This is a genomic window from Streptomyces sp. JLSY215 (assembly GCF_059682825.1).
This window is the reverse complement of record NZ_CM185022.1, coordinates 5,866,267-5,890,627: the sequence shown is the minus strand read 5'-3', so window position 1 is coordinate 5,890,627 and position 24,361 is coordinate 5,866,267. Positions and strand designations below refer to the sequence as shown.

24 protein-coding genes and 1 pseudogene are annotated in these 24,361 nt (G+C 69.1%); 12 read left to right on the top strand and 13 right to left on the bottom strand.

All coding sequences use genetic code 11. The annotated features are described in order from the left end of the window. The 6 genes from AC5677_RS26500 to AC5677_RS26475 all read right to left on the bottom strand — a co-directional run bounded on the left by AC5677_RS26500 (position 1) and on the right by AC5677_RS26475 (position 5,644). Positions 1-555, bottom strand: coding sequence for a lasso peptide biosynthesis B2 protein (locus tag AC5677_RS26500; protein WP_497190425.1), 555 nt, complete (start codon positions 553-555; stop codon positions 1-3). Between the two features lie 568 nt (positions 556-1,123). After that, positions 1,124-1,486: a hypothetical protein gene (locus AC5677_RS26495; RefSeq protein WP_497190424.1), complete on the bottom strand. Its 363-nt coding sequence runs from the start codon at positions 1,484-1,486 to the stop codon at positions 1,124-1,126. A gap of 301 nt (positions 1,487-1,787) precedes the next feature. Next, positions 1,788-3,026, bottom strand: a complete 1,239-nt coding sequence (locus tag AC5677_RS26490; RefSeq protein ID WP_497190423.1) for an HTTM domain-containing protein — start codon at positions 3,024-3,026, stop codon at positions 1,788-1,790. Further along, a complete protein-coding gene (locus AC5677_RS26485; protein ID WP_497190422.1) occupies positions 3,023-3,616 on the bottom strand; it encodes a DUF5819 family protein in 594 nt (197 codons plus the stop codon). Before AC5677_RS26485 ends, AC5677_RS26490 begins: the two co-directional genes overlap by 4 nt. Before the next feature lie 177 nt (positions 3,617-3,793). Then, positions 3,794-4,720: a hypothetical protein gene (locus AC5677_RS26480; protein WP_497190421.1), complete on the bottom strand. Its 927-nt coding sequence runs from the start codon at positions 4,718-4,720 to the stop codon at positions 3,794-3,796. A gap of 312 nt (positions 4,721-5,032) precedes the next feature. Then, positions 5,033-5,644 (bottom strand): LuxR C-terminal-related transcriptional regulator, encoded by a 612-nt coding sequence (locus AC5677_RS26475; protein WP_497190420.1) that lies wholly within the window; start codon positions 5,642-5,644, stop codon positions 5,033-5,035. Between the two features lie 411 nt (positions 5,645-6,055). Between AC5677_RS26475 and AC5677_RS26470 the strand changes: the two genes are divergently transcribed. After that, on the top strand, positions 6,056-6,253 hold the full coding sequence (locus tag AC5677_RS26470; protein WP_497190419.1) for a hypothetical protein: 198 nt from the start codon (positions 6,056-6,058) through the stop codon (positions 6,251-6,253). A 301-nt stretch (positions 6,254-6,554) separates the two neighbouring features. Here AC5677_RS26470 and AC5677_RS26465 read toward each other — a convergent pair whose 3' ends face one another. Both AC5677_RS26465 and AC5677_RS26460 read right to left on the bottom strand, forming a co-directional pair. Then, positions 6,555-7,841: a cytochrome P450 gene (locus AC5677_RS26465; protein WP_497190418.1), complete on the bottom strand. Its 1,287-nt coding sequence runs from the start codon at positions 7,839-7,841 to the stop codon at positions 6,555-6,557. Between the two features lie 351 nt (positions 7,842-8,192). Continuing rightward, positions 8,193-9,443 (bottom strand): annotated as a pseudogene (locus AC5677_RS26460) (RNA-guided endonuclease InsQ/TnpB family protein). 298 nt (positions 9,444-9,741) lie between these two features. On the opposite strand from AC5677_RS26460, the gene AC5677_RS26455 reads away from it, so the two are divergent. The 4 genes from AC5677_RS26455 to AC5677_RS26440 are packed head-to-tail and all read left to right on the top strand — an operon-like array spanning position 9,742 to position 14,095. Beyond that, a complete protein-coding gene (locus AC5677_RS26455; RefSeq protein ID WP_497190417.1) occupies positions 9,742-11,193 on the top strand; it encodes an FtsW/RodA/SpoVE family cell cycle protein in 1,452 nt (483 codons plus the stop codon). Then, positions 11,190-12,686 carry a penicillin-binding transpeptidase domain-containing protein gene (locus tag AC5677_RS26450; protein WP_497190416.1) on the top strand — a complete coding sequence of 499 codons (1,497 nt, stop codon included), beginning with the start codon at positions 11,190-11,192 and terminating at the stop codon, positions 12,684-12,686. The genes AC5677_RS26455 and AC5677_RS26450 overlap by 4 nt, the downstream gene beginning before the upstream one ends. Positions 12,687-12,696: 10 nt before the next feature. Next, a complete protein-coding gene (locus tag AC5677_RS26445) occupies positions 12,697-13,191 on the top strand; it encodes an HD domain-containing protein (RefSeq protein ID WP_497190415.1) in 495 nt (164 codons plus the stop codon). A 34-nt stretch (positions 13,192-13,225) separates the two neighbouring features. Further along, on the top strand, positions 13,226-14,095 hold the full coding sequence (locus tag AC5677_RS26440) for an ABC transporter ATP-binding protein (protein ID WP_497190414.1): 870 nt from the start codon (positions 13,226-13,228) through the stop codon (positions 14,093-14,095). On the opposite strand, the gene AC5677_RS26435 is transcribed toward AC5677_RS26440, so the two are convergent. Then, positions 14,092-14,988: an ADP-ribosylglycohydrolase family protein gene (locus AC5677_RS26435; protein WP_497190413.1), complete on the bottom strand. Its 897-nt coding sequence runs from the start codon at positions 14,986-14,988 to the stop codon at positions 14,092-14,094. The two genes, AC5677_RS26440 and AC5677_RS26435, sit on opposite strands and share 4 nt — an antisense overlap. Positions 14,989-15,206: 218 nt before the next feature. Here AC5677_RS26435 and AC5677_RS26430 point away from each other — a divergent pair, with 218 nt between their 5' ends. From AC5677_RS26430 to AC5677_RS26420, 3 genes are all read left to right on the top strand, one after another. After that, positions 15,207-15,608 carry a hypothetical protein gene (locus AC5677_RS26430; RefSeq protein WP_497190412.1) on the top strand — a complete coding sequence of 134 codons (402 nt, stop codon included), beginning with the start codon at positions 15,207-15,209 and terminating at the stop codon, positions 15,606-15,608. 65 nt (positions 15,609-15,673) lie between these two features. Beyond that, positions 15,674-16,798: a hypothetical protein gene (locus tag AC5677_RS26425; RefSeq protein WP_497190411.1), complete on the top strand. Its 1,125-nt coding sequence runs from the start codon at positions 15,674-15,676 to the stop codon at positions 16,796-16,798. Positions 16,799-16,888: 90 nt separating this feature from the next. Continuing rightward, positions 16,889-17,200 (top strand): hypothetical protein, encoded by a 312-nt coding sequence (locus tag AC5677_RS26420; protein WP_497190410.1) that lies wholly within the window; start codon positions 16,889-16,891, stop codon positions 17,198-17,200. Positions 17,201-17,252: 52 nt separating this feature from the next. Here AC5677_RS26420 and AC5677_RS26415 read toward each other — a convergent pair whose 3' ends face one another. Continuing rightward, complete coding sequence (locus AC5677_RS26415; RefSeq protein WP_497190409.1) at positions 17,253-18,359, bottom strand: ferritin-like domain-containing protein; 1,107 nt, start codon at positions 18,357-18,359, stop codon at positions 17,253-17,255. A 268-nt stretch (positions 18,360-18,627) separates the two neighbouring features. Between AC5677_RS26415 and AC5677_RS26410 the strand changes: the two genes are divergently transcribed. The 4 genes from AC5677_RS26410 (at position 18,628) to AC5677_RS26395 (ending at position 21,877) form a co-directional block, all read left to right on the top strand. Further along, positions 18,628-19,575, top strand: a complete 948-nt coding sequence (locus tag AC5677_RS26410; protein ID WP_497190408.1) for an AurF N-oxygenase family protein — start codon at positions 18,628-18,630, stop codon at positions 19,573-19,575. Between the two features lie 73 nt (positions 19,576-19,648). Further along, positions 19,649-20,389 (top strand): TetR/AcrR family transcriptional regulator, encoded by a 741-nt coding sequence (locus tag AC5677_RS26405; protein ID WP_497190407.1) that lies wholly within the window; start codon positions 19,649-19,651, stop codon positions 20,387-20,389. Between the two features lie 64 nt (positions 20,390-20,453). Continuing rightward, the gene (locus AC5677_RS26400; RefSeq protein ID WP_497190406.1) at positions 20,454-20,732 is read left to right on the top strand and encodes a DUF8847 domain-containing protein; all 279 of its coding nucleotides are present in this window, start codon (positions 20,454-20,456) and stop codon (positions 20,730-20,732) included. A 116-nt stretch (positions 20,733-20,848) separates the two neighbouring features. Continuing rightward, entirely contained in the window at positions 20,849-21,877 is a 1,029-nt protein-coding gene (locus tag AC5677_RS26395; protein ID WP_497190405.1) for a coiled-coil domain-containing protein, read from the top strand. 90 nt (positions 21,878-21,967) lie between these two features. On the opposite strand, the gene AC5677_RS26390 is transcribed toward AC5677_RS26395, so the two are convergent. The 3 genes from AC5677_RS26390 to AC5677_RS26380 form a co-directional block, all read right to left on the bottom strand. Next, the gene (locus AC5677_RS26390) at positions 21,968-23,221 is read right to left on the bottom strand and encodes a styrene monooxygenase/indole monooxygenase family protein (RefSeq protein ID WP_497190404.1); all 1,254 of its coding nucleotides are present in this window, start codon (positions 23,219-23,221) and stop codon (positions 21,968-21,970) included. Positions 23,222-23,282: 61 nt separating this feature from the next. Beyond that, positions 23,283-23,900 carry a GTP-binding protein gene (locus tag AC5677_RS26385; RefSeq protein WP_497196766.1) on the bottom strand — a complete coding sequence of 206 codons (618 nt, stop codon included), beginning with the start codon at positions 23,898-23,900 and terminating at the stop codon, positions 23,283-23,285. 19 nt (positions 23,901-23,919) lie between these two features. Further along, positions 23,920-24,321 (bottom strand): DUF742 domain-containing protein, encoded by a 402-nt coding sequence (locus AC5677_RS26380; protein ID WP_497190403.1) that lies wholly within the window; start codon positions 24,319-24,321, stop codon positions 23,920-23,922. Positions 24,322-24,361: the final 40 nt, after the last annotated feature.

Sequence of the window (24,361 nt, the reverse complement as noted above, 5' to 3'; positions counted from 1 at the left end):
TCACTGTCCTCCGCAGTCGATCGAGAGCACCGGTGTGAAGGCGTGCCCTCGTGGATCGGCGTCGGGGATGCACAGGCCGCCCGAGGCTGTCCATGCGTGCAGGGCGAACGGGTGTTCCCGCACGCCGACGTGGAGTACGGCTTTGAGGCCACGCCGCCGCAGCAGCACGAAGGCCGTCACCGCCTCGGACTTGCAGTCGCCGTTGACGAACCAGCTTCTGCTGCGGTGTGACTGCACCGCTCGTTTCAGCCGTCCGACCTCCTCCGTGGAGGGGAGGTCCGCACGGGTGTAACCCGGGGCGGCCAGGGACAGCAGCCGGAGGACCCGCCCGAATCCAACCGTCCGGATCAGCAGGTGCACGCCGCCCAGCCAGAGCCCGACGTCGACGTCCGCGTATTTCTTCCGGCGGACCGTCACGCACCCGGCACGCAGGAGATCGGCGACGAGTTCGGCGCGTTCCTCAGGGCTGCCGAAAGCGAATTTCTGAACTTCCGTCGTCGCCAGTCCGAGAAAACGCGTCCGCTTCCAGTCCGCGATCAGCGCTCCGTCGGACATCCGGATCACCCGGCAATGCGGTGACAGGATCCTTGCCATGGCTGCCAGGGCATCGGTGTCCGCTGCCACCGCGTTTCCTCCAGGATTTCACCGTAAAACGGCGTCAGTGCTGGTATCCGTGACCGTCGTAGAATCCGCCGCTGAAGCCGCGGATCAGACGGCCGTTACCGAGAAGGACGAGCCGATGCGGCTTATGACGCCGCAGCAATCGGAGAAACATCGCCTACCTCCAGATCTGGCAGGACATCAATTCCAGGCTACTCTCCCCAGAATGCCCCGCAACACCGGCGAGGACAGGGGTGCGGGGGCGGCTCTGTCGAGGGTCACCAAAAGGGACACGACCCCTTCCGCGGCCGGTAGTTCACGCCCCGGCGGCTGCCCGCGGACAGGGCATATCACGTCACCCGCCTGCGAAAGTGGCGATGGGCCAAGCACATCGCTGTCGCCCGGCCGCGGCGGCAAGTACGCGGGACAGTCGCTCACTTGCCGCTTCGCGCGTACGGGTGGAGGCCCGGACTCGGTGCGGTTGAGTCCGGGCCTCTGCGCTGCTTCGCACCGTTCGGCGCTATTACAGGCGGATGATGTTGTCGCAGCCCATGGACAGGCCCATCCTCGTGGACTGCACGCCCCGCCCGTGCTTGTGGCCGTGGAAGCCGAGCAGGCCGTTCGCGATCGCGACCTCGCCGAGGACATCGACGTTCTTGTCGTGCGCCCGGCACGAGGTGTGCTGCCGGATGATGGTCTTGTGACCGTGCGACCTGCCGTGCCGGTGGCCGCTCGACTGCTGCTGGTAGGAGTCCTGCTGGTTCGACTGGACGCGGCTGTAGCTTCCGCCGTTGGCCCCGCCGCCGGCGAAGGCGGTGCCGGCACCGAGGAGGCCGACGCTGCCGAGAACGGCTACCACGACGGCGGCCTCGCGAATCTTGCGCATGTCATCTCCATAGATTGACCGGATTCGATCAGTAATTGATCGACTTCATACAGTTAATGGAGGTTAATACGAAATGCCACGCACCCACTCCGTGACGCGCCGAATCACACGCCCGCCTCGAACCGGCGTCAACTCGCTTATCGGTCAACCGGAATTTCAGATGACCGCCGGGCGTCGGCCGTGACATGGGCCTGCGAATGAGCAGGTCAACGATGATGCGCGGGGGTCTCCGTCGATCGGCTTCCCGGCGATCGGCTTCCCGGCGATCGGCTTTCCGGCGATCGGCTTTCCGGCGATCGCTCTAGTGGACGGGCTCGGTCTCCTTCTGGGCCGCCCGCGCCGTGGGCACCGCCTCGCGCGTCCGCGTCACTGCGCGGACCATACGGTCCCCCACCCACCGCAGGATGGGTGTCGGCAGGAAGAGCACATCCGCGGCGATCATCGCCATCGAGAAGAAGGGCAGGCCGAGCAGAACGCCGATGCCCGCATGCATGCCCATCATGATGGCGACCATCACGGTCCTCAGGCGCCTGTTGAACAGCGTGAAGGGGAAGGCGACTTCGGCCATCACCGTGCCGTAGGTCAGCAGCAGGATGATGAAGCTGCTGCTCGCGAGGGCGTGGGACAGCCCGGGCCAGGGGGTGTAGACGCCCACGTGCAAGGGGTAGTAGAGCGCGGTGCCGTTCTGCCAGAGGGAGCCCTGGATCTTGTACCAGCCGGAGGCCGAGTAGATCAGGCACACCTGGACGGCGATCACGAGTATCGCCCCCGCGTGCACGACGTTGCCGAGCATCTCGATCACGGTGCGGGGCTCACCGGGCGCATAGCGGCGCACCAGCCATCGCACCGCCTGCACGACGGCGAAGACCCAGAGCAGCAGGGCCCAGGCCACGCTCACTTTGCCCTGCACGGTGACCAGGGCGAGTACGGCGGTGAGGAACACCCACATGACGATCCCCACGGTGTCCCGGCCGCCGTCCTCGCCTCCCCCGCTGTCGCGGCCGCGCGCGGTACGCCTCGCGTCCAGCGACCAGACCCGGCCGCAGCGCGTGAACACCAGGTAGATCGCGATGACGTGGATGACGTCGTTACCGGCGTTCCCCACGAAGGGGTTGCGGTTCAGGAGCGACAGCACGCCGATCATGAAAAGCAGGGAGGCGGTACGGGTGCGCCACCCGAGGAGCAGCATCACCGACGCGACCATCGCCGCCGCGTAGACGGTCTCGAACCACAGCCGGCCGTCGGACCACATGAGGACGGTGAAGGCCTGGTTCGTGGTGGCCAGTTCGCGGGCCATGCTCCAGTTCAACGGGCTGCCCACCCCGTAGAGCTCGTTGCGGTGCACCCACTCGCGGAGGAGAAAGCCGAGCCAGGTGAGCGAGAATCCGATCCGGACGGCGGCCGATTGATACGGCGCGACGGTGCCGCTGGTAATACGCTCGATGCCCCGCATGAACGCGGTACGGATGCGGCGCCGAAGCCCGGTGAAAGGAGACGGCACGTATGCGCGGGCCGGTGTGGCCGGAGAGTATGCGGTCACTTGAAATCCTCGGGATTGACGGTCCACCACGGCATGAGCTGATAGCTGGTAGTGGTGTCGATTTTGTTGTGAGCCCATGACGGCGTGTCCACGGGGGTCACGGCCCCGCGCACCTGGATGCGGACCACGGTGCCGCCGTCGAGGTGCGGACCGAAGCGATGGGCGACAATGCGCAGCAGATACTGCTGGGTCAGATTTCCCTGCGCGCCGAGTGAGCGGCCCTGACTGTCGTGCAGGTCGGCGTAGTTGCTCCAGGCGGTGAAGAGTTCGCTCTGCTGCGTTTGGCTGGGGAATGGGTTGTGCACGATCCCCGCCTCGGCCACCGCACCCAAATCCACCCAGCTGGTGGTCGTCAGGCTTCCGTCGGGCATGCGGACCATCGTGCGGGCCTGCACATGGGAATTTTCGTTCTGCGGGTTGGGGGCGAAAAGCTTCCAGCCCTGTGTGAAGTCGGGGGAAACGTAGGCGTTGATTCCCGCGGCGTGCTGCTGGGAGAGGGGGTTCCGGGGGGCGACATTAAGGAAGACCATCGCCAAGTGCAGAGCAGCCGCTACCACGACACCCACGACTGCGAGCACGATGATGGTCACCGAGAGGGGTGAAAGACCGGATATTTTGCCCGGTCTGTTGCCCTGATCCGGCGGGAATCCGGTGCCCCGGCCCGCGCCTACCGGAGCTTGTCCGGTAGGCGCGTCCCGGTCCGGCAGTGCCTCGGCCGCCGCTCCGACACGAGGCGGCTTCTTGGCATTTCCGGTCCCCATGGCTAACTAACCGCCTGCGTTGCCGATCGCGTTGCCCTGAGCACCGGCACCGCCTGCATTGCCCTGAGCATTGCCAATGGCGTTGCCCTGAGCACCGGCTCCACCTGCATTGCCCTGAGCGTTGCCAATGGCGTTGCCCTGAGCACCGGCACCGCCTGCATTGCCCTGAGCGTTGCCAATGGCGTTGCCCTGAGCACCGGCACCGCCTGCATTGCCCTGAGCATTGCCAATGGCGTTGCCCTGAGCACCGGCACCGCCTGCATTGCCCTGAGCATTGCCAATGGCGTTGCCCTGAGCACCGGCACCGCCTGCATTGCCCTGAGCATTGCCAATGGCGTTGCCCTGAGCACCGGCACCGCCTGCATTGCCCTGAGCATTGCCGATCGCGTTGCCCTGAGCACCGGCTCCACCTGCATTGCCCCTGGCGTTACCAATGGCGTTGCCCTGAGCACCGGCACCACCGGCATTACCGAGGGCGTTGCCGATCGCGTTGCCCTGAGCACCGGCACCACCGGCATTGCCCGTGGCGTTACCGATCGCGTTGCCCTGAGCACCGGCACCACCGGCATTGCCCCTGGCGTTACCAATGGCGTTGCCCTGAGCACCGGCACCACCGGCGTTACCGAGGGCGTTGCCGATCGCGTTGCCCTGAGCACCGGCACCACCGGCATTACCCCTGGCATTGCCGATCGCATTACCCTGGGCGCCGCCCACGACCTGGCGGCACCTGAGAACTCCGTTCACCCTGATGCACCTGCGGCGGTCCGGAGCCTTCGCCTTCGAGTGGGTTCCTGCACCCTTGACATGGCTCTGTGCTGCCTGTGCAGCTGCCGAGCTCATTGTCTGGGGTGCACTGCTGGCCTCGGTGGCTGTGATGCCGTACGCCCCGGCCGCCAGGCAAACGGCCGTTGCGACACCGAGTATCTTCTTCATGATCAGTCCCGTAAAATTTGAATAATTTCAAAAAGGGAAGTCACGCAATATTTCGTGATTTTCGCCTGAAAAACCGGCGGCGTGAATATAAAAGACCGGTGACGTGAATGCGAAATGTTGTGGATCCCACGTGAGCGCCCTCACGCGTGCCGCACTGCGACGCGACATGCCATTTGGCGCTGCGTCATTGCACTCTTCACAGGCAACGTTTGTCTCATTCGCACGGAATTTCAAGGGGCAGAATGACCTGTCCGCCTGTGGGTAGGCCCGGAGACTTCTCCATGGGTAGATCTACCCAACCTCGTTCGAAAATCAATCACCGGTCAGGCCGTAGCGCAGCGCCAGCCGGGTCAGATCCGCCCTGCGGTGCGAGCCGCTCTTGCTGCGCAGCCGGTCGAGATGTGAATGCACCGTGTTCTCGGTGATGTTCAGCTTGGCGGCGATCTCCCGGTCGGTGGCGCCGTTGGCGACGAGCTGCAGGATCTGCCGCTCCCGGTCGGTGATGTGGAGTGGCGGTACGGGCAGCACCCGGCCATTGAGGTGCGTGGAGAAGTAGCTGTGCCCCGAAGCCACCGCACGGATAGCGGTCAGCAACTCGTCTTCGCCGATTCTCTGCCCCAGATAACCACGCGCGCCGGCCTTGATGCACAAAACGACGTCGGATTGCGTTTCGGAGACCGACAGCACGATGACCGCATATCCCTGCAGATGCAATTGGGAAACAACGCTGGAGGTCTCCAGGGTGGGCAGCTGAAGGTTCAGCAGAATGAGCCCGCCGCCATTTCTCGCACGGCGGTGCTCGTCAACCGTGGTGACCGAGGTCACAATCTGGAGATCCGGCTCGCGATTGATCACATGCGCGAGGCCGTGAATAAAGAGCGGGCTGTCACAGATGACCGTAATCGGTGTCGGCGGTGCGCTCATCTAGATTCCAGGGGAAATGGGGCCACCCGCCACACAACGGACAACGGAGTCGACGGCCGGCGGCCCTACCGTCTGTCTCCAGAATGGACCTCTTTGCGACCGTCGGCATGCCTAGTGGGCCAGGCGGCTCATCCGGCCCGCCCCGTCACCCGCATGGCGCCGTCGGGGTCACGCGGGCCGCATGCGGGCGGTGCGTGGCATCCGCGGCCCGGTCGACGGGGGTCGGAAGGGACCGGGCACGGCGCTTGCGTGGCCGTCGGCGGCTGTCTGGGGTAGGCAGATACCGTCCGCCCGACGGGCTGCCCACTCCATCGGGCGTAACCCGGCCCGTGAATGGAGTAGCCCGGCGCGCGCCCGTGCGCGCCTGTGCCGATCGTGGAGTGACGCATCCCCAACGAACAGGAGCACAGCATGCGTATCCCCACCATCCTCGCGGCGGTAGCACTGGCCGGCACTGCCGTACTGGGTGGCGCGAGCCTGGCCACAGCGGACGACCATGGAGGTTCGCACGGCAAGAGCGTTCTGTCCACGAAATCGGACGGGGGCAAAGAGCAGGACCAGGGCTTCGTGCCCGACCTCCTCCGCGATCTTGGACTGGTAGGCAACTGAGCCATGTGACCGCCCATCCCCGCCGCGCGCCACGGAGACCTTGGGCGCGCGGCGGGGCTTCACCGCAGGCGGATCCGTGCGGTGTGTGCCGGGTGGCCGCTGAAGCTCAGAACGGGGGCGCAGGGCGCACAGGCCACGTACGGCGTGGGCCACGTACCGCATACGCCCCGTACGGCGCGGGACTCGCTGCCGCCGGCGGGGACGGCGGCCGCCGGGGGATGACCACCGCGGAATGCGACGACCGGGCACTCGGCGAACGGGCCGGGTGCCCGGTCGCATGGCGGCGCCGGGAAGCGCTGGGTCAGCCGTCGAGATGGACCGGGAGCGACTCGATTCCGTAAACGATGGACAGCTTGCGGAATTCGAGTTCTTCGGGCTTGGCGGCCAGGCGCATGTTCGGGAAACGGCGGACCAGGGCGGGATAGGCGGCGCGGAGTTCCATCCGGGCGAGCTCGGCGCCGACGCAGCGGTGTATTCCGTACCCGAAGGCGAGGTGGGAGGGAACGTTGCGGGACGGATCGAACTGCTCCATTTCCGGGCCGAGTTTGCCGTCGCGGTCGGCCCCGCTGAGCGAGCACAGGACCACGTCGCCGGAAGCGATGGCCACACCGCCGATCTCGATGTCCTCGCGGGCGAAGCGGGGGAAGGCGACCTGTACGACGGTGAGGTAGCGCAGCAGCTCCTCGACATAGCGCTCCACCGCGTCCTCGCCGTCCTTGACGGCCGCGAAGTGCTCCGGCTCCTGAAGCAGGACCAGGGCGCCGAGGGCGAGCATGCTGGCGGTGGTCTCGAAGCCGCCGGTGAGGACGCCGTCGGCCAGGCCGGCCAGCTCTTCGTCGCTGACGGTGTCGCCGTGTTCCTTGACGATCATGCCGAGCAGGCCGTCGCCCGGGTTTTCGCGCTGCTTCTTGACGATGTCCCGGAAATAGGAAAGGGATTCGGATATGGCGCCGAAGGAGGCGTTTGCCCCGCTGAAGAGATCGAATCGGGCGGCGCTGAGACGTTCGAAGTCGGCGCGGTCCTCGTAAGGGACACCGAGGAGTTCGCAGATGACCAGGGAAGGGATGGGCAGCGCGAAGGAATGCACGATGTCGACCGGGTCGCCGTTTTTGCCCGCCGCCTCCATCGCGTCGAGTCGTTCCTCGACGATCTCGTGGATGCGCGGGGTGAGCCGGCCGAGGCGGCGCATGGTGAATTCGGGGGTCAGCAGACGGCGCAGCCGGGTGTGGACGGGCGGGTCGGCGAATCCCAGGCCGCCGGGGTTCTGTTCGGCGCCCGCGCCGGCCTTGCCGACGAGGTTGGTGAAGTCCGAGCTGAAGGCATCGGCCTTTCCGAGCACCTGCTTGACTTCGTCATAGCCGGTGACCAGCCAGACGTTGGCGGCTATCGGCACCGGAAGTCTGGTGATCGGTTCCTTCTCCCGGACGGCCCCCAATTCGCCCACCGGGTTGAGCCCCTCGCGCCGCAAGGGCATCAGGACGGACTCGGGCAAGAAAGACATCCGAGACAGGTCGAAGCCCTTCTTGCGTGTTCTCGCCAGATACATACGGCCGGCCCAGGCGATGATCCGGGAACGGAGAGTCGTCATGACGCTAATACTGCCTTTCGTCGAGGGGGTCGGTCACCCGCGCTCCGCGGCCCATCGGGCCGAGACGGCACGGGACCTCCACTCGGCGTGCACGGATGAGACGTACGCCATAGCCCCTCGCCCGCGGTGGTCATGGCGCGGGTCCATGCCGTCGACCGATGTCATCGGTCGGCCGCATCGGCGTGACGAGCTCGGCCTTGTGCTTTTCGGTCTGTTCGGACTTTTCGGTCGGGTTGTTGAGCTGCTTCAGGTCGTCCAGGTCGGTCTGGACGAGTTTACAAAGTTTGAATCCTCCCCTCCCTGAAGGGAGGGGATTCCTCGCCCTCCAGGGCTTGTGTGGGGATTTCTGGCTCACGCCGCCAGACCAGGCAGCGCCTGGTCAGGTCTTCCGCGATCAGCACCAGCCGGGTTGAGACCAGCCCGGACCAGCATTACGCGGGCGGAGTTCTTGTCCCGGGGGGATTCGACTCCGCACGCGGTGCAGGCATACGTTCGCTCGGAAAGAGGTAGTGCGTGCTTGGTTCTCGCTCCGCACTGTGCGCAGTCCATGGTGGTGTGCGCGGGGTGTACCAGGTGCACGACCCTGCCATGCTTGCGGCCCATCTCGACCAGGGCCGCTTTGGTGGCTCCGATCGCAGCGTCGGCCGCTTTGCGGGCCATCGTGGTCCTGGCGAGAAACTTCGGGCGGAAGTCCTCCACTGCAAAGGCGTCATGGTCCCGGACAACCCGCTTGGCCCACTTGCGGGCAGTGTCCTGGCGCTGCCGGGCCACCTTCTTGTGCAGCTTCGCAGTCTGCCGCTTCGCTGCCTTGTAGCCGTTCGATCCGGCCTGCCCGCGCTTCGGCTTACGGCGGGCCATCATCCGCTGATAGCGGGCCAGCTTCTGAGCGGCCGTGCTGGGCATGGGGAAGGTCGTGGGCGTCGGATGTGGTAGTTGCGGTCTCCTTCACGCCCCAGTCGATGCCGATCACACGGCCCGTGGAGGGCAGCGGCTCGATCTCGGCCGCAACGACGAACGAGGCGTACCACGCTCCCGTGGTGTCCTGGTGGACGCGGACGCTGGACGTATCGGCCGGAAGGTCCCGCGACCACACCACCGTCAGCACGATCCCGCCCGCCAGGTGCAGACGCCCGTCTTTGAGGCGGAAGCCGCGCCGGGTGTAGCTGAGGCTGGGCAGCGCCTCGCGCTTCTTCTTCCACCTCGGCATACCCGCCCGCCGGCACATCGGCAGCCGGTCCTTGATGTCCTTCTGCGCCTTCGCGCGGGACTTGCCGAAGTCGCGGATCAACTGCTGCTGCGACACCGAGGAGCCCTCACGCAGCCACGGCATACCGGCACGGGCCCGGGTCAGCATCTTGTCGAGCTGCGCCGGACCGCACGTCTGCTTCTCGCCGGTGGCCTTGTTGTGCAAATGGATGGCTCTGGACTTGGCAACGCACTCGTTCCACACCCTTCCCCAAGCTCTCGGCTCCGCTCGAGCAGGGGAGACCCCATGCACCGGTCCCACTCGCCCATCAGGGCAGAGCGGGCCGCGGACGACACACGCAGCCGGAACGTCCACCGGGCATACCCGGCACCCTCCACCGCCGCCTCGACCGTCATACACATCAACCTCATCGGGAGGACTGACAGTTGAGACCAATCGATCTCGGCGGGGACCCTCACCCCTCCCCCGGGCGGACGCCGTTTCGCCCTGACGGCGAAACCGCTATCCCCCTGCTCCACAGGAGACCGGTTCTCCCCCCGCAAGCGGGAGGTACCCCCACCCCGCCCTAAAGGACGGCCCCATCGGAGGAATCCGGTGACGGCATCCGGCCGCGCGGTCCGGCCCCCGCCCCGTCCCCGAACACCGGGTGCGACATAACGGATATATGGCTCGCCGCTTGCTACGTTGCCTGCCATGACGGCAACGGCACCGGCGGCTCCCGCGCGTCCCGCGGACGCTCCCCCACCCGTGCCGCTGCCACCCAGGCGGCGGGGCGTCGAACTGGGCCTCCTGGCAGGCGCCGTGTTCATCAGTGTCTGCGGCTATTTGACCGTGGGGGTCGCCACGGGGCACGCCGTTCCGGTCGGCGCGGCGAAATACGCCGCCGGCCTCGGCGCGCTCGCGCTGCTCGCCCATCTCGCCGTGCGGCTGTGCGCCCCGTACGCCGATCCGCTGCTGCTCCCCATCGCCGTCCTGCTCAACGGTCTCGGGCTGGTCCTGATCTTCCGGCTCGACCTGGAGACGCCCGGCGACCATGCCGCCCCCGCCCAGCTGATGTGGTCCACCGTCGGCGTCGGCCTCTTCATCGGCGTGGTGGTGGTGCTGCGCGACCACCGGATGCTGCAGCGGTTCGCCGCCCCCTGCGCCGCCCTCGCGTTGCTGCTGATGACCGCGCCGATCGCGTTCCCGGCCATCAACGGCGCCAAGATCTGGATCCGGATGGCGGGGCTCTCGCTCCAGCCCGGCGAATTCGCCAAGGTGCTGATCACGGTCTTCTTCGCGGCCTATCTCGCGACGCACCGCGGTGCGCTGGGCGCCGGGGGCACGAGGTGGAGCCTGCGGCTGCCCACCGGCCGGGTGCTGGGTCCGGTGGTGGCGATCTGGCTGGTGAGCGTGGGCGTCCTGGTGCTGGAGCGGGATCTGGGGACCTCGCTGCTGTTCTTCGGGATCTTCGTGGTGCTGCTGTACGTGGCCACCGGACGGATCGGGTGGCTGGCGGTGGGGCTGCTGCTGGCGGCGGCCGGTGCGACGGCGGTCGCCACGCTGGAGCCGCATGTGCACGGGCGGGTCGAGGACTGGCTGCATCCGTTCGCGGGCATCGCGGCGGGCAAGGGGCCGGGCCAGCTCGCCCAGTCGCTGTTCGCCTTCGCCGCGGGCGGGCTGCTGGGGACGGGGCTGGGGCAGGGCGACTCGCAGCTGATCGGGTTCGCCATGAAGTCCGACTTCGTGCTGGCGACCTTCGGCGAGGAGCTGGGGCTGGCCGGGCTCTGCGCGCTCTTCGTGCTGTACGCCCTGCTGGTGGGGTGCGGCTTCCGGGCCGCGCTCGGCATCCGCGAACCGTTCGGTGCCCTGCTGGCGGTGGGGCTGGCCGCGCTGCCCGCCGTCCAGGTGTTCGTCATCGCGGGCGGGGTGATGGGGCTGATCCCGCTGACGGGGATGGCGTTGCCGTTCCTGGCGCAGGGCGGGTCGTCGGTGGTGACGAACTGGATCATCGTGGCGCTGCTGGCGCGGATCAGCGACCGCGCGCGGGGGCCCGAGCGGCCGCGGCGGCGGTGGCCGCAGCGGCCGTGGCGGGCCGGGGCCCCCGCCGCGGAGCGCGCCCACCGCACGCCGGAGCCCCGCCCCGCGCCGGGGGCCCGCCGGTGACCCGCTGCATCCGCCAGACCGCCGCGATCTGTGTCCTCCTCCTGCTCGCGCTGCTGGTCAACGCCGCCCGGGTGCAGGTGTGGGAGGCCGGCTCCTACACCGCGAACCCGGCCAACCGCCGTGCCGCGCTGGCCCGTTACGCCCAGCCGCGCGGCGCCGTGCTGGTCGCGGGCAGACCCGTCACCGGCTCCCGGGACAGCGGCGGCCGGCTGCGCTACGAGCGGACGTACACCGACGGGCCCTTGTACGCGCCGGTCACCGGCTACTCCTCACAGCTCTACGGCACCTCCCTGCTGGAGCGCGCCGAGGACGGCATCCTGGCCGGCACCGACGACCGGCTCGCCACCTTCCCCTGGGGCGACCGGGCGGCCCATGGCCACCGGCCCGGCGGCAGCGTCGCCACCAGCATCGACCCCGCGATGCAGCGCGCCGCGTTCGAGGGGCTGGGCCGCAAGAAGGGCGCGGTGGCCGCGATCGAGCCGCGTACCGGACGGATCCTGGCGCTGGTGAGCACCCCTTCGTACGACCCCAACTCCCTTTCCGGGAACGGCACTTCGGTCAGCGATACCTGGCGGCGGCTGACCGGCGCGGGCCGCCGGCCGATGCTCAACCGGGCGATCCGCAAGGCCTATCCGCCCGGCTCCGTCTTCAAGGTCGTCACCGCGGCGGCGGCGCTGGAGAGCCGTCGGGTCACCGACATCGACGCACCCACGGACACCCCCGATCCGTACACCCTGCCCGGCACCGTCACCCGTCTGGGCAATGCGGCGAAGGGCTGCCACAACGCCAGTCTCAAGGACGCCTTCCGCCTCTCCTGCAACACCGTTTTCGCGCGGCTGGGTGCCCGGGTCGGGCTGTACGGGATGGCCGAGGCCGCGGAGCGGTTCGGGTTCAACGACCGCCGGCTGCGCATCCCCTCCCCCGTGGCGCCGAGCACCTTCGGCACGCAGATGGACGCGTCACAGGTCGCGCTGTCGGCGATCGGACAGTTCGACACCACCGCCACCCCGCTCCAGATGGCGATGGTCGCGGCGGCGGTCGCCAACGGCGGGATTCTGACGCCGCCCTACCTGGTCGACGAGGTGACCAACGCCCGGGGAACCACCCTGGACGCCGGGCCGCCGCAGCGCTCCCCCCGCCAGGCGATGGGACCGTCCGTCGCCGAGCAGCTCCAGGAGATGATGGTCGACGTCGTCGAGCACGGCAGCGGGAGACAGGCCGCCATCAAGGGCGCCACGGTCGGCGGGAAGACCGGTACGGCGCAGCACGGGCCGCGTAACGAAGGGGTGCCGTACGCCTGGTTCATCTCCTGGGCGAGGGCCAAGGACAGCAGCGAGCCGGCGGTGGCGGTGGCGGTGGTGGTCGAGGACGCCGCCGCGGACCGGTCGGACATCAGCGGCGGCAGCGTCGCGGCGCCGATCGCCCACGAGGTGATGGCGGCCGCGCTACGGCACGACGGCACAGGCCCCGGCACCGGCACCGGCCCCGGGTGACAATGGCCGTATGGCCGATACGACACCGCCCGCGCCGCTCTCGCTCACCGAGGTCGAGGGACTGGCCCGGCGGGCCCATGCGGGACAGACCGACAAGGCGGGCCGTCCGTACGCCGAGCATCTCGCCGCGGTCGCGGCGGGGGTGGCGGCGCGGGGCGGCAGCGACGAGCAGATCGCGGCGGCCTGGCTGCACGACGCCGTCGAGGACGACGCGCTGAGCCGGGAGTGGCTGGCGGGCGCGGCGCTGAGTGCGGCCACCAAGGCGATGGTCCTGGCCGTCACCAAACGGGCGGGCGAGCCGGTCGGGGAGTACACCGCCCGCATCCTGGCCACGCCCGGCGCGCTGCTGGTCAAGGAGGCCGACCTCGCGCACAACGCGGACCCGGCCCGGCTGGCCGTGCTGGACGGGCCGACCCGGGAGCGGCTGACCGCCAAGTACGCCGTGGTGCGGGGCCTGTTGGGGCTGACGCCGGGCCCGCCGGAGGTCCAGGCATCGGACGACTGAGCAGAAAGATGGCAGGCACAGCTACTCTGCGGCGATGACTCTCCCGCAGCCTTCGGACCCGTCATCGGCCCCGTCATCGGCCCCGTCCCCGGACTCGTCCTCGGACCCGCGAGCCGCCCGTGTGATCGCCGCGCTGAACGGCGTCGGCGTCCGCCGCCACACCACCGACCAGGTCATCCTCGACGCCATCGACTGGTCCGTACGCTCCGGTGAGCACTGGGCGCTGCTCGGCGCGAACGGCGCGGGCAAGACGACCGTCCTGCGGCTCGTCGGGGCGCTGATGTTCCCCACCGTCGGGACGGTCGAGGTGCTCGGGCACCGCCTCGGCAAGGTGGACGTCCGCGAGCTGCGCGCCGTCATCGGCCTGGTCTCCAGCGCCCAGAAGGTGCCACAGGACGCCACCGGGCACACCGTCGTGCTCACCGGCGCCACCGGCACCGTGCAGCCGCTGTGGCGCAAGTACGACGCGGCCACCCGCGAGCGCGCCCATGAGCTGCTCGCCGAGCTGGACTGCAAGGAACTCGCCGACCGTCCGTACGGGGTGTGTTCGGGGGGCCAGCGGGCCCGGATCCTGATCGCCCGCGCGCTGATGTCCGATCCCTCGCTGCTCCTGCTCGACGAGCCGTTCAATGCGCTGGACCTGCCCTCCCGCGAGGACCTGATCGATGCACTGCACCAACTGGCCACGGAGCGACCGGAGTTGGCGACCGTGACGGTGACGCATCACCTGGAGGAGCTCTCCCCGGCCATCGGCCACGCCCTGCTGCTGCGCGACGGGCGCGTGCAGGCGCGCGGGCCGGTGGCCGAGGTGCTGACCGGGGAGCGGATGACGGCGTGCTTCGGGCGGCCGATCGAGGTGTCCCGGCACGAGGGACGCTGGATGGCGCGGTCGGGCAGGCGCTAACCGGCGCGGTGCGGCAGCGGTTCGCGGCGCCGCGCCCACTCCTTCGGCAGCGCGCCCGTTCCCGTACGCGCCGCCACCACCCCGCCCACGATGGCGCAGGTGGTGTCCACGTCGCCGAGGCCGGCGGCGGTGGTCCAGAGGGCGGATTCCAGGTCGTCGGGGTGCCGGGCGGCGCACCAGAGGGCGAAGGGGACGGTGTCGTCGGCGCGGATGCGGCGGCCGCTGCCGAGGGTTTCCGCGGCGGCTGCGGGATCGGTCTTCGGCGGGAGCGCGGCCGCGCGCAACAGGCCCTGGCGCACCGGGCCGTCGGGGGTACGGTCGGCGACGGTGGCGAGTGCCGGCGCCTCGCCACGCGCCGAGAGGGCCGCCGCGACGGCCACCGCCACCGCGCCCGCGATGCCCTCGGGGTGGGCGTGGGTGACGCGGGCGGACGCGGCGGCCTGTGCGGCGGTGCGGTCGAGGTCGTCGTGGAACCAGGCGCCGAGCGGGGCGACCCGCATGGCCGCGCCGTTGCCGAGGCTGCCCTCGCCGCCGAAGAGGGCGGAGGCCAGCGACTCCCACGCGTCGGGCGTCGCGGCGACGCGGGACAGCAGGGCGTGCATCCCCGAGCCGTAACCGCGCCCGGAATCGGCCTGATAGGTGGCGGCGAACCGCTCTGCCAGCGGCCGCGCCGCCACCTCGCCGTGCGCCTCCAGGACGGCGAGGAGATCCGCCGCCATGGCGGTGTCGTCCGTCCAGTTCCAGTGGGGGTCGGGCGGGATCCGACGGGCCGCGATCAACGACCGGGACTCGTCCACCGGCCGGAAGATCCGGAAGAACCGCTCCCCGAAGGCATCACCGAACGCCAACCCCTCCATGCTCGCGCGCGCCGCGGCCCGTCGTCGTGCATCCATGACGGGGATCCTGCCATGCGGGCCGTCCGCGCCGGAACGGATTTCCCGCTGGAGCCGAGCATTATTCGCATATAGCCGCCGAGCAGTACATTAATAAACCTTTACGTTGTCTTTACTTCTCGACAATCCCGAATTACGCGGCAATCCCCACGGACGCCGGCCGCACATCATCTTTTTGCTGTACCCTTAACGGGAATTTAACGCGCCTAGGGGGATTCATGCCCAGCGAACCGCAGAAGCAGGTTGACGAGTCGGAATTCATGGACATCGCCAGGGATCCGGCGGAAGCGCGGGCGCTGCGCAAGTCCCTTGAGCAGATTTCCAAGGGCGGGGCGGGGGACGCGTTGACGGAGATGGCCCAGGAGGTGCTCTCCGGCCGCGCCGGTCTGCGCCAGGCGACACAGACCTCCGGTTACACCGACGCCCTCATCGAGAAGGTCCAGCCCTTTCGGGAGCAATGGGACGCAATGTCCGAAGCCGAGCGCGAGGCCCGCGCCGTCGAAGGCGAGCAGGCCCTCGAAGAGTACCGGCGCGAAATAGCGGAAGAGCGCCGCGCGGCGCAGGAAAAGAATGCGAAGTCCGGGGGCGCGCACACCGGAAAGGGCTGGTCACTGTACTGACGCCGGCGGCTTTCATGCATGACAAGACCTGCATTCATGACAAGACCTGAGGAAACGGGGAGAGCGTGAGTTTCGCGGTAGAGGCTGCGGACCTGGACGGCTACGCAAAGCTGGTGTCGCGCGCCGGCGATGACCTCCAGGCCGGCGTTGATTTCATGCAGAAGAACGCCACCGTCGAGGACATGCCCGGAGATCTCTGGCAGACCGTCTTCGTACCTCATGATCAGAACCTGCAAGACGCAAAGAAATGCCTCAACGGTTTCCAGCGCATCCTCGACGCCTCTTCGCACGAACTCACCAAGTCCGCCAAGTACTACCGGGAAACCGATGCGGAGCAGGCCCAGAAGATCGATGCCACCTATCCGCAGAGCAAGGTGGACCGCAAGGGCGACCTCCGGGAGGCGAAGGGGACGTCCTCAAGTTTCGCGGACAAGGAGGACGCCGGCGCGCAGCTGAAGGCCCCCGGCGGCGGGGACAGCTACGTAGCCGACTGGGCGGGCGAGTTCCAGGTACACCCGGTCGAGAAGACCGTGGGCACGATCCTCGACTTCGCCAGTCCATCCGCCACCGTTCTCGAATTCATCAAGATGATGACCGGGTGGGACCCGCTCGGAGACTTCGTCAGTTCGATGGCCGGGGACTGGGAGTCGTTCCAGAACTGCTCCGACGTCTGGGGATCCCTGGCCGCCTGCTCGGCGTCGATCTCCCGGAACATCAAAGCCGGGAACCTCGAACTCGACGCGACCTGGCAGGGCAACTCCGCGGACGCCGCCTACGCCTACTTCGATGAAGCCGGCAGCAAGCTCCTCGTTCTCGAGGAGACCTTCAACTCCCTCAAGGAGAACTACTCCCAGATCTCCGCCGCCGTTTATTCCTTCGCGGAGTTCTACAAGGGCATGATCGTGGACGTCCTCGATCTGGGCGTCAAGGCGATGCTCAACTTCATTGCCGGCGATGCGGCGCTGGCCACCGGCGTCGGTGCCGCCGCCGCGGCACCCTTCTACGCAATGTCCGCGCTGCAGATAGTCAAGGTGATGAAGCGGTGGGGGGAGGCGACCTCGCGGCTGGGCAGTGCAATGAAAATCGCGAACGCCGCGGCAGGTGTGGTCAATGCCACGCTCTCGGAAACCTACAGCACCATCAACGGCTTCCCCGTTCCCGGTTCCGCATACGACAACCGGGCAGCATAGCCGCGCGGGGCGGACCGGGTCGGCCGCCGCCCGACAGCTTTCACCGCCGTCGGACACGTTCCGATTGCCGTCGATCCACGGAGGAACAGCATGAGTACGCCGGAACTCCCCGATATGGGAGACCCCATTCCACGGGACGGGCCCACCCGCAGCGAGTACCTCACGCACCGGAATTGGCTGCTCGTCATCGGTGCGGTGGCCCCGTGGGCTTTCCTCTACGTGGGAACGAGGAATCCGGGACTGCTCTGGCTCCCGGTGCTGAATCTGCTCGGTTCCTACGCGGGAATGTTCGTCATGGTCCGGAGCTGGCGGCAGAACAAGAACCGCCGGCTGTACGTGGCGCTGGCGGCAGTACTGGTGTGCTGGATCGTCTGCACGGAGGTGTTCCGGCGCCTGAACTGAGGCGGGGGCCGCACAGCGCCGCCCCCGCCCCGCTCACCTGCCCCCGCCCCCGTCACCCCTCCGCGCCCTGCGCGATCGCGTCGGCCACCTCGGCCGTACGGGCCGCTTCCTCGGCGGCGAAGCGTTCCGCGTCCAGCTTCTCGGCCAGCTCCTCGTCCTGGGCCATCAGCAGGTCGAGGTTGGAGTCGCCCATCTCGAAGACGCCCATGTCCACGTAGGCGCGCTGGAGGCGTTCGCCCCACAGGCCGATGTCCTTCACACACGGCACGATGCGGCTGAAGAGCAGCTTGCGGAAGAGGTGCAGGAATTCGGAGCGCTCGGTGAACTCCGCGGCCTCCTGCTTGGGGATGCCGAAGTTCTCCAGCACCTCCAGACCACGCAGCCGGTCCCGCATCAGGTAGCAGCCCTCGATGACGAAGTCCTCGCGCTCGCGTAGTTCGGCGTCGGTGAGCTGCTTGTAGTAGTCGCGCAGCGCCATCCGGCCGAAGGCGACATGGCGCGCCTCGTCCTGCATGACATAGGCGAGGATCTGCTTGGGCAGCGGCTTGGTGGTGGTGTCGCGGATCATGCCGAAGGCGGCCAGCGCCAGGCCCTCGATCAGCACCTGCATGCCCAGGTAGGGCATGTCCCAGCGGGAGTCCTTGAGGGTGTCGGCGAGCAGCGCCTGGAGGTTGTCGTTGACCGGGTAGAGCATCCCGATCTTCTCTTTGAGGAAGCGGCTGTAGATCTCGGCGTGCCGGGCCTCGTCCATGGTCTGGGTGGCGGAGTAGAACTTCGCGTCGAGGTCCGGGACGGATTCCACGATCCGCGCGGCGCACACCATCGCGCCCTGCTCGCCGTGCAGGAACTGGCTGAACTGCCAGGAGGTGTAGTGCTGGCGGAGATCGCCGCGGTCCTTCTCCGTCATCTTGTCCCAGTACTTGGTGCCGTAGAGGGACATGGATTCATCGGGGGTGCCGAGCGGGTCCTTGGGGTCGACCTCCAGGTCCCAGTCGATGCGCAGATTGGCGTCCCACTGCTTGTCCTTGCCCTTCTGGTAGAGGGCCAGCAGCCGTTCGCGGCCGTCGTCGTACTCCCAGCTGAAGCGGGCCGCGCCGGAGGCGGGCACCGTCCACAGGGGGTCGCCAGGGTCCTGTACGTAAAGATCGCGGCTCGACACCGACGCCTCCTCAGCTCACCGAATTCACCGCACACGCACCACAGCACTCGTCACCGTCTCGCCGGGGCGCCCGCGGGAACGCTCACCGAAGCGCTCACCACACGCTTATCAAACGCCCCACCACGGGCAGTCGTTGGCAGGCTCACACGTTTCTTACCGGCGGGTCAATAAGTCGTGCGCGAGGGATTGACGGGCTTGCTGACGCGCAGTCTCATAAGAGGCGATGCCACGTGACCGCCGGTAACCCCGTGAGTGAGGTAGCCACGCAATGACGAGCGCGCCAACCGCAATGACCGTGACGGACACCGAAGTCCTGCGGGACGCCCTCGGGCTGCTCAAGGACCGGGAACAGGTCGCCGAGCGCCTGCTCGACTCCTCCGCCAAGCACTCCTTCGACCCCGACACCGAACTCGACTGGGACGCGCCCCTCGAGGACGGCAAGTGGTTCTGGCCGCCGGAGCTGGTCTCGCTCTACGACACCCCGATGTGGAAGAAGATGTCGCTGGAGCAGCAGCAGGACCTCTCCCGGCACGAGGCCGCCTCGCTCGCCTCGCTGGGCATCTGGTTCGAGATCATCCTGATGCAGCTGCTCGTCCGGCACATCTACGACAAGCCGGTGACCAGCGCGCACGTCCGCTACGCGCTCACCGAGATCGCCGACGAGTGCCGGCACTCCAAGATGTTCGCGCGGATGATCCAGCACGGCGGGGCGCCCACGTACCCGGTCTCCCGCCTCAACCACAACCTCGCCCGGATCCTCAAGACGGTGTCCACCACCCCCGGCTCCTTCGCCTGCACCCTGCTCGGCGAGGAGATCCTGGACTGGATGCAGCGGCTGACGTTCCCCGACGAGCGGGTGCAGACCATCGTGCGCGGGGTGACCCGCATCCACGTCGTCGAGGAGGCCCGGCACGTCCGCTACGCCCGCGAGGAGCTGCGCCGCCAGATGGTCACCGCGCCGCGCTGGGAACGGGAGTTGACCCGCATCAGCTGCGGCGAGGCGGCCCGGGTCTTCTCCCTCGCCTTCATCAACCCCGAGGTCTACACCAACGTCGGCCTGGACCGGCGCGCGGCCCTCGCCCAGGTCAAGGCGAGCGGCCACCGCCGCGAGGTGATGCAGTCCGGCGCCCAGCGGCTGACCGATTTCCTCGACGAGATCGGCGTCATGCGGGGCCTGGGACGCCGGTTGTGGCGCAGCTCCGGGCTGCTGGCCTGAAGCCGACCGCGCGGGACACCTCCGGTACGAGCAGGTGTACGAGGCGAATTCCGGGGCGGTTACGCTGCTGCTCATGAACGGCAGCGGCACCGCCCCAGCAGTACCCCGACCCGCCTACCGCAGGCTGAGCGTCGAGCAGCGCCGCTCTCAACTGCTCGCCGCCGCGCTGGGCCTGTTCGCGCAGCGCGCGCCCGAGGACGTCTCGCTGGACGATGTGGCGACCGCCGCCGAGGTCTCGCGGCCGCTGGTCTACCGCTACTTCCCGGGCGGCAAGCAGCAGTTGTACGAGGCGGCGCTGCGCAGCGCCGCCGACATCCTGGAACGCTGCTTCGCCGAACCGGAGACCGGCCCGCTCACCCAGCGGCTGTCGCGTGCGCTGGACCGGTATCTGGCGTTCGTCGACGAGCACGACGCCGGGTTCAGCGCGCTGCTGCAGGGCGGCAGCGTCGTGGAGACCTCCCGGACCAGCGCGATCGTGGATGAGGTGCGGCGCGCCGCCGCCGACCAGATCCTGCGGCATCTGGGCGAGCCCGAGCCGGGACTGCGGCTGCGGATGACGGTCCGGATGTGGATCACCGCCGTCGAGGCCGCCTCGCTGATCTGGCTGGACGAGGACAAGCGGCCCGGCCTGGACGAGCTGCGCGACTGGCTCGTCGATCATTTCGTGGCGCTGCTGACCGCGACCGCGGCCCGGGACGAGCAGACCGCGCGGGTGACCCGGGCGGCGCTGGCGCTGGAGACCGCCGAGGGGCCGGCCGGCGATCTGGCCCGCCGCGTCCTGCCCGTCGTCGGCGACGCCGCGCACCTTCTGTGACCTGCCGCGACGTCTCGCCGGTGGCGGGCTGCGGCGGATGCCGACGCCGCCGTACGGTGGAACGGTGAGAAGCGAGAACACCCCGTTCGTCGGCGGTCCGCTGGACGGCCGGGTCCTGCCCGTGCTGGTCGGCGCGACCGGCCAGCCGCCGAAGAGCTATGAGATCCCGGTGCCGAACGACGACGGGCGGCCGCCGACGGTCCATGTCTACCGGCGGGCCCCGGGGCGGGTGGGACGGCTGGGGCTGCCGAGCGGCTGGAAGTACGTGTACGACCCGGAGGGGACGGCGCAGGGCGGCGGCACGCTCCGGCGTCTCTTCCGGCGCGCCCGCTCCCGCGACTGATCGGGTGGTCCGGGCGCCCCACCGACGCCCGTTCATCCGAAATGTACGACTGTCGTGACAGCATCCCAATCGCCCGGACACACGGGCGACTCGGAGCTTCCGGCGGAGGTGAATCGGTGTCCCGACGTCTTCTGCCCTGGGCCGGCACCCTGGGTCTCATCGGCGTGGTGGCGCTGACGCTGCCGTCGTCGGTCCTGGCCGATCCCGGGCCCCACGCGGTACCCGCGGAGTTGACGCCCGGAGGGTCGAGGTCCGCGGGATGGGAGGACAGCGAGCCGTCGAACAGCACGCCCCGGGCCGACCACTCCCCGGACACCCGGCACCGGGACACCAAGCCTCCCCACGGCAAACCGACCCCCGGCACCAAGGGCACCGGGACGGCGACCACCGGGACCACGGACACCGGCACGGCCGACACCTGGATCCCGGACACCGGCGAGGGCGAGCTGGGGCGGGTCACCGAGGGCGTCGACGGCGGGGACCCGGACGGCCCGGACGGAATGCCGGACGGTACCGGCGGCGGCGCCGACGAGCCGTCGGACACCGGCCCCGCCGGCGGCCCCTCCCCCGGCTCCGCCGAACGCAGCCCGGTCGCCCTGCTCCAGAAGCTGCAGACGCTCTACCGCCAGTCGGAGGAGTCCGCCAGGGCCTACCGGCAGACGGAGGACGACCTCCGGTCGGTGCGGCAGCAGTCCGACACCCTCACCACCCAGCTGGCACGGGCCCGCGCCCAGCTGGCCGGCGGGAAAGCGGACGCGGGGCGGCTGGCGCGGCTGCAGTACCAGTCATCGGTGTCGCCGGTCTCGTCGTATCTGCGGGTGCTGCTGGCCAGGAATCCCCAGCAGGCCATGGACACCCGGCATCTGATCCGGGAGGCGGCGCGGGACCAGCGGGCCGCGGTGGCCCGGTTCACCACCGGCGAGCGGAAGGCCGACGCGCTGGCGGCCAGAGCCCATGCGGCGCTGGACAAACAGCAGGCGCTCACCGACCGGGCCCGCTATCAGCGGGAGACGGCGGCGAGGAAGCTCAAGGAGGTCGAGGCGCTGCTCGCCACGCTCACCCCCGAACAGCTCACGGAACTGGGGCGGCTGGAGGCTCAGGCGACCGACGGCATGCGGCGTGACGACCGGCCGGCGGAAGCCTGATGGCAAGGAGCCCGGCCGGCGGACCGTCTGGAGGAGTCCGCCGGCCGGGAGTGGCACGAGCCGGTATGCCGGCCCGGCCGCCGAGCCCGTTCAGCCGCTGAACGCGGCGAGGTAGGCGTTCGCCTTGTCCGGGTCGTAGAAGAAGTTCTCGAAGTCGGACGGGTCGTCGAAGCCGTTGGCGAACCGGTCGGCGATCGGCTGGATCTGGCCGGCCGCGCCGAGGATGTTCAGGACGTGCTCCGGCGGCGGGGCCAGCATCGCGTTGGTCCACTTGGTGACGTGCCGGACGGTGTTCCAGTAGCGGTCGAAGGTGGCCTGCATCCAGTCGGCGTCGAAGGGCTCCTCGCCGCGCTCGACGATGGAGCCGAGGTAGGAGGCGGCGCACTTGGCGGCCGAGTTGGAGCCCTGGCCGGTGATCGGGTCATTGGCGACGACCACGTCCGCGACGCCGAGGACCAGACCGCCGGACGGCAGCTTGCCGATCGGGTTGCGGACGGTCGGGGCGTAGCGGCCGGCCAGCGTGCCGTTGGCGTCGGTCAGCTCGGCCTTGGTGCAGCGCGCGTACTCCCAGGGCAGGAACGTCTTCATCAGTTCCAGCGTGGTGGCCAGGTGCTCCTGCGGGTCCTTGACGGAGCCGAAGACGTCCACCGGGCCGCCGGGGATGCCCTCCCAGAAGAGGATGTCGGCGCGGCCGGAGGTGGTCAGCGTCGGCATGACGAAGAGCTCGCCGACGCCGGGCACGAGATTGCAGCGGACCGCGTCGAACTCGGGGTGCTCGGGGCGCGGGCCCACGCCCTGGACGTACGCGACGGCCAGCGCGCGCTGCGGGGCGTCGTAGGGGGAACGGGAGGCGTCCCGGCCGAACATGGACACCAGCTCGCCCTTGCCGGCCGAGACCAGCGTCAGGTCGTAGCGGCTCGCGAAGAAGTCCAGGTCGGAGACGGCCGCGCCGTGGATGACGAGCTGGCCGCCGCGCTGCGCGAAGGTCTCCATCCAGCCGGCCATCTTGACCCGCTGGTCGACGGACTGGGCGTAGCCGTCGAGCGTGCCGACCCAGTCGATGGCGCGCTGCGTGCCCTCGGGCGACTCGTGGCTGCCGGGGGCGGCGACCGAGACGCCGAGGCCCTCGATGCGCGGGGCCTGGTTCTCCCAGAAGTTGATCTGGAGGTCGCGCTCGTGCTGGAGGGCGGTGTCGAACATGCACTGCGTCGACATGACCCGGCCGGAGCGGATCTCGTCGGCGGTGCGGTTGGACATGAGGGTGACCTCGTAGCCCTTGTCCTGGAGGCCAAGGGCGAGCTGGAGACCGGACTGGCCGGCTCCGACGATGAGTATCTTCCGCATGGCGGTGCTCTTCTCTGTTCCTGCTGTTGAGGGGAGGTGTCTCGGGAGGGGGCGCGGCGGCCTACTGGGGAGCGGTCTCCATCGCATGGCCGACCAGCGACAGCAGCGCGGTCACCACGGTGGCCCGCTCCCGCGCGTCCATGATCACGACGGGGATGTGCTCGGGCACGGTCAGCGCCTCGCGGACGTCGTCCACGGCGTAGGACCGGGTGCCCTCGAAGTGGTTGACGGCCACCACATACGGCAGGCCGCAGCTCTCGAAGTAGTCGAGCGCCGGGAAGCAGTCCTCCAGCCGACGGGTGTCGGCCATCACGACCGCGCCGATCGCGCCGCGCACCAGGTCGTCCCACATGAACCAGAAGCGCTGCTGTCCGGGCGTGCCGAACAGGTAGAGCACCAGGTCCTGGTCGAGGGTGATCCGCCCGAAGTCCATCGCGACCGTGGTCGTGGTCTTCTCCGGGGTGGCGGTCAGATCGTCGGTGTCCTCGCTGGCCTGCGTCATCACCGCCTCGGTCTGCAGCGGGGTGATCTCCGAGACCGAGCCGACGAAGGTGGTCTTGCCGACGCCGAAGCCGCCCGCCACCACGATCTTGGTGGCGATCGGTGCCCGGCTGCGGTCCGTCTGCCAGCTCTGCAGTCCCGTGTCGGCGGCCGCTCCCGCGGCACCACCGCTCGTCATCGGCCCGGCCGACGTCGTGTCAGAGCTTGTGAAGTCCACCGAGCACCCTTTCCAGCAGCGCGCGGTTCGGGCGGCCGGTGCCGTGCCCGGTGCCGTAGACGCGGATCTTTCCCTGGTCGGCGAGATCGCTGAGCAGTACGCGGACCACGCCCAGCGGCATCTTGAGCAGCGCGGAGATCTCCGCGACGGAGCGCATCCGGCGGCACAGCTCGACGATCGCCCGCATCTCGGGCATCACGCGGTCGCCCCACCCACCGGAGGTCAGCTCACGCCGCTCCTCGGGTGCCTCGATCGCCGCCACGAACGTCTCGACGAGCAGGACGTGGCCGAACCGCGTCCGGCCGCCGGTGAGCGAGTACGGCCGTACCCGCGCGGGTTTTCTGTCCCCGCCGCGTTTCGGGAGTTTGGGGTTGCCGCTCATGCCGGAACCTCGCTTCGCCGGGCCTGGCGCCGGCCCGGTA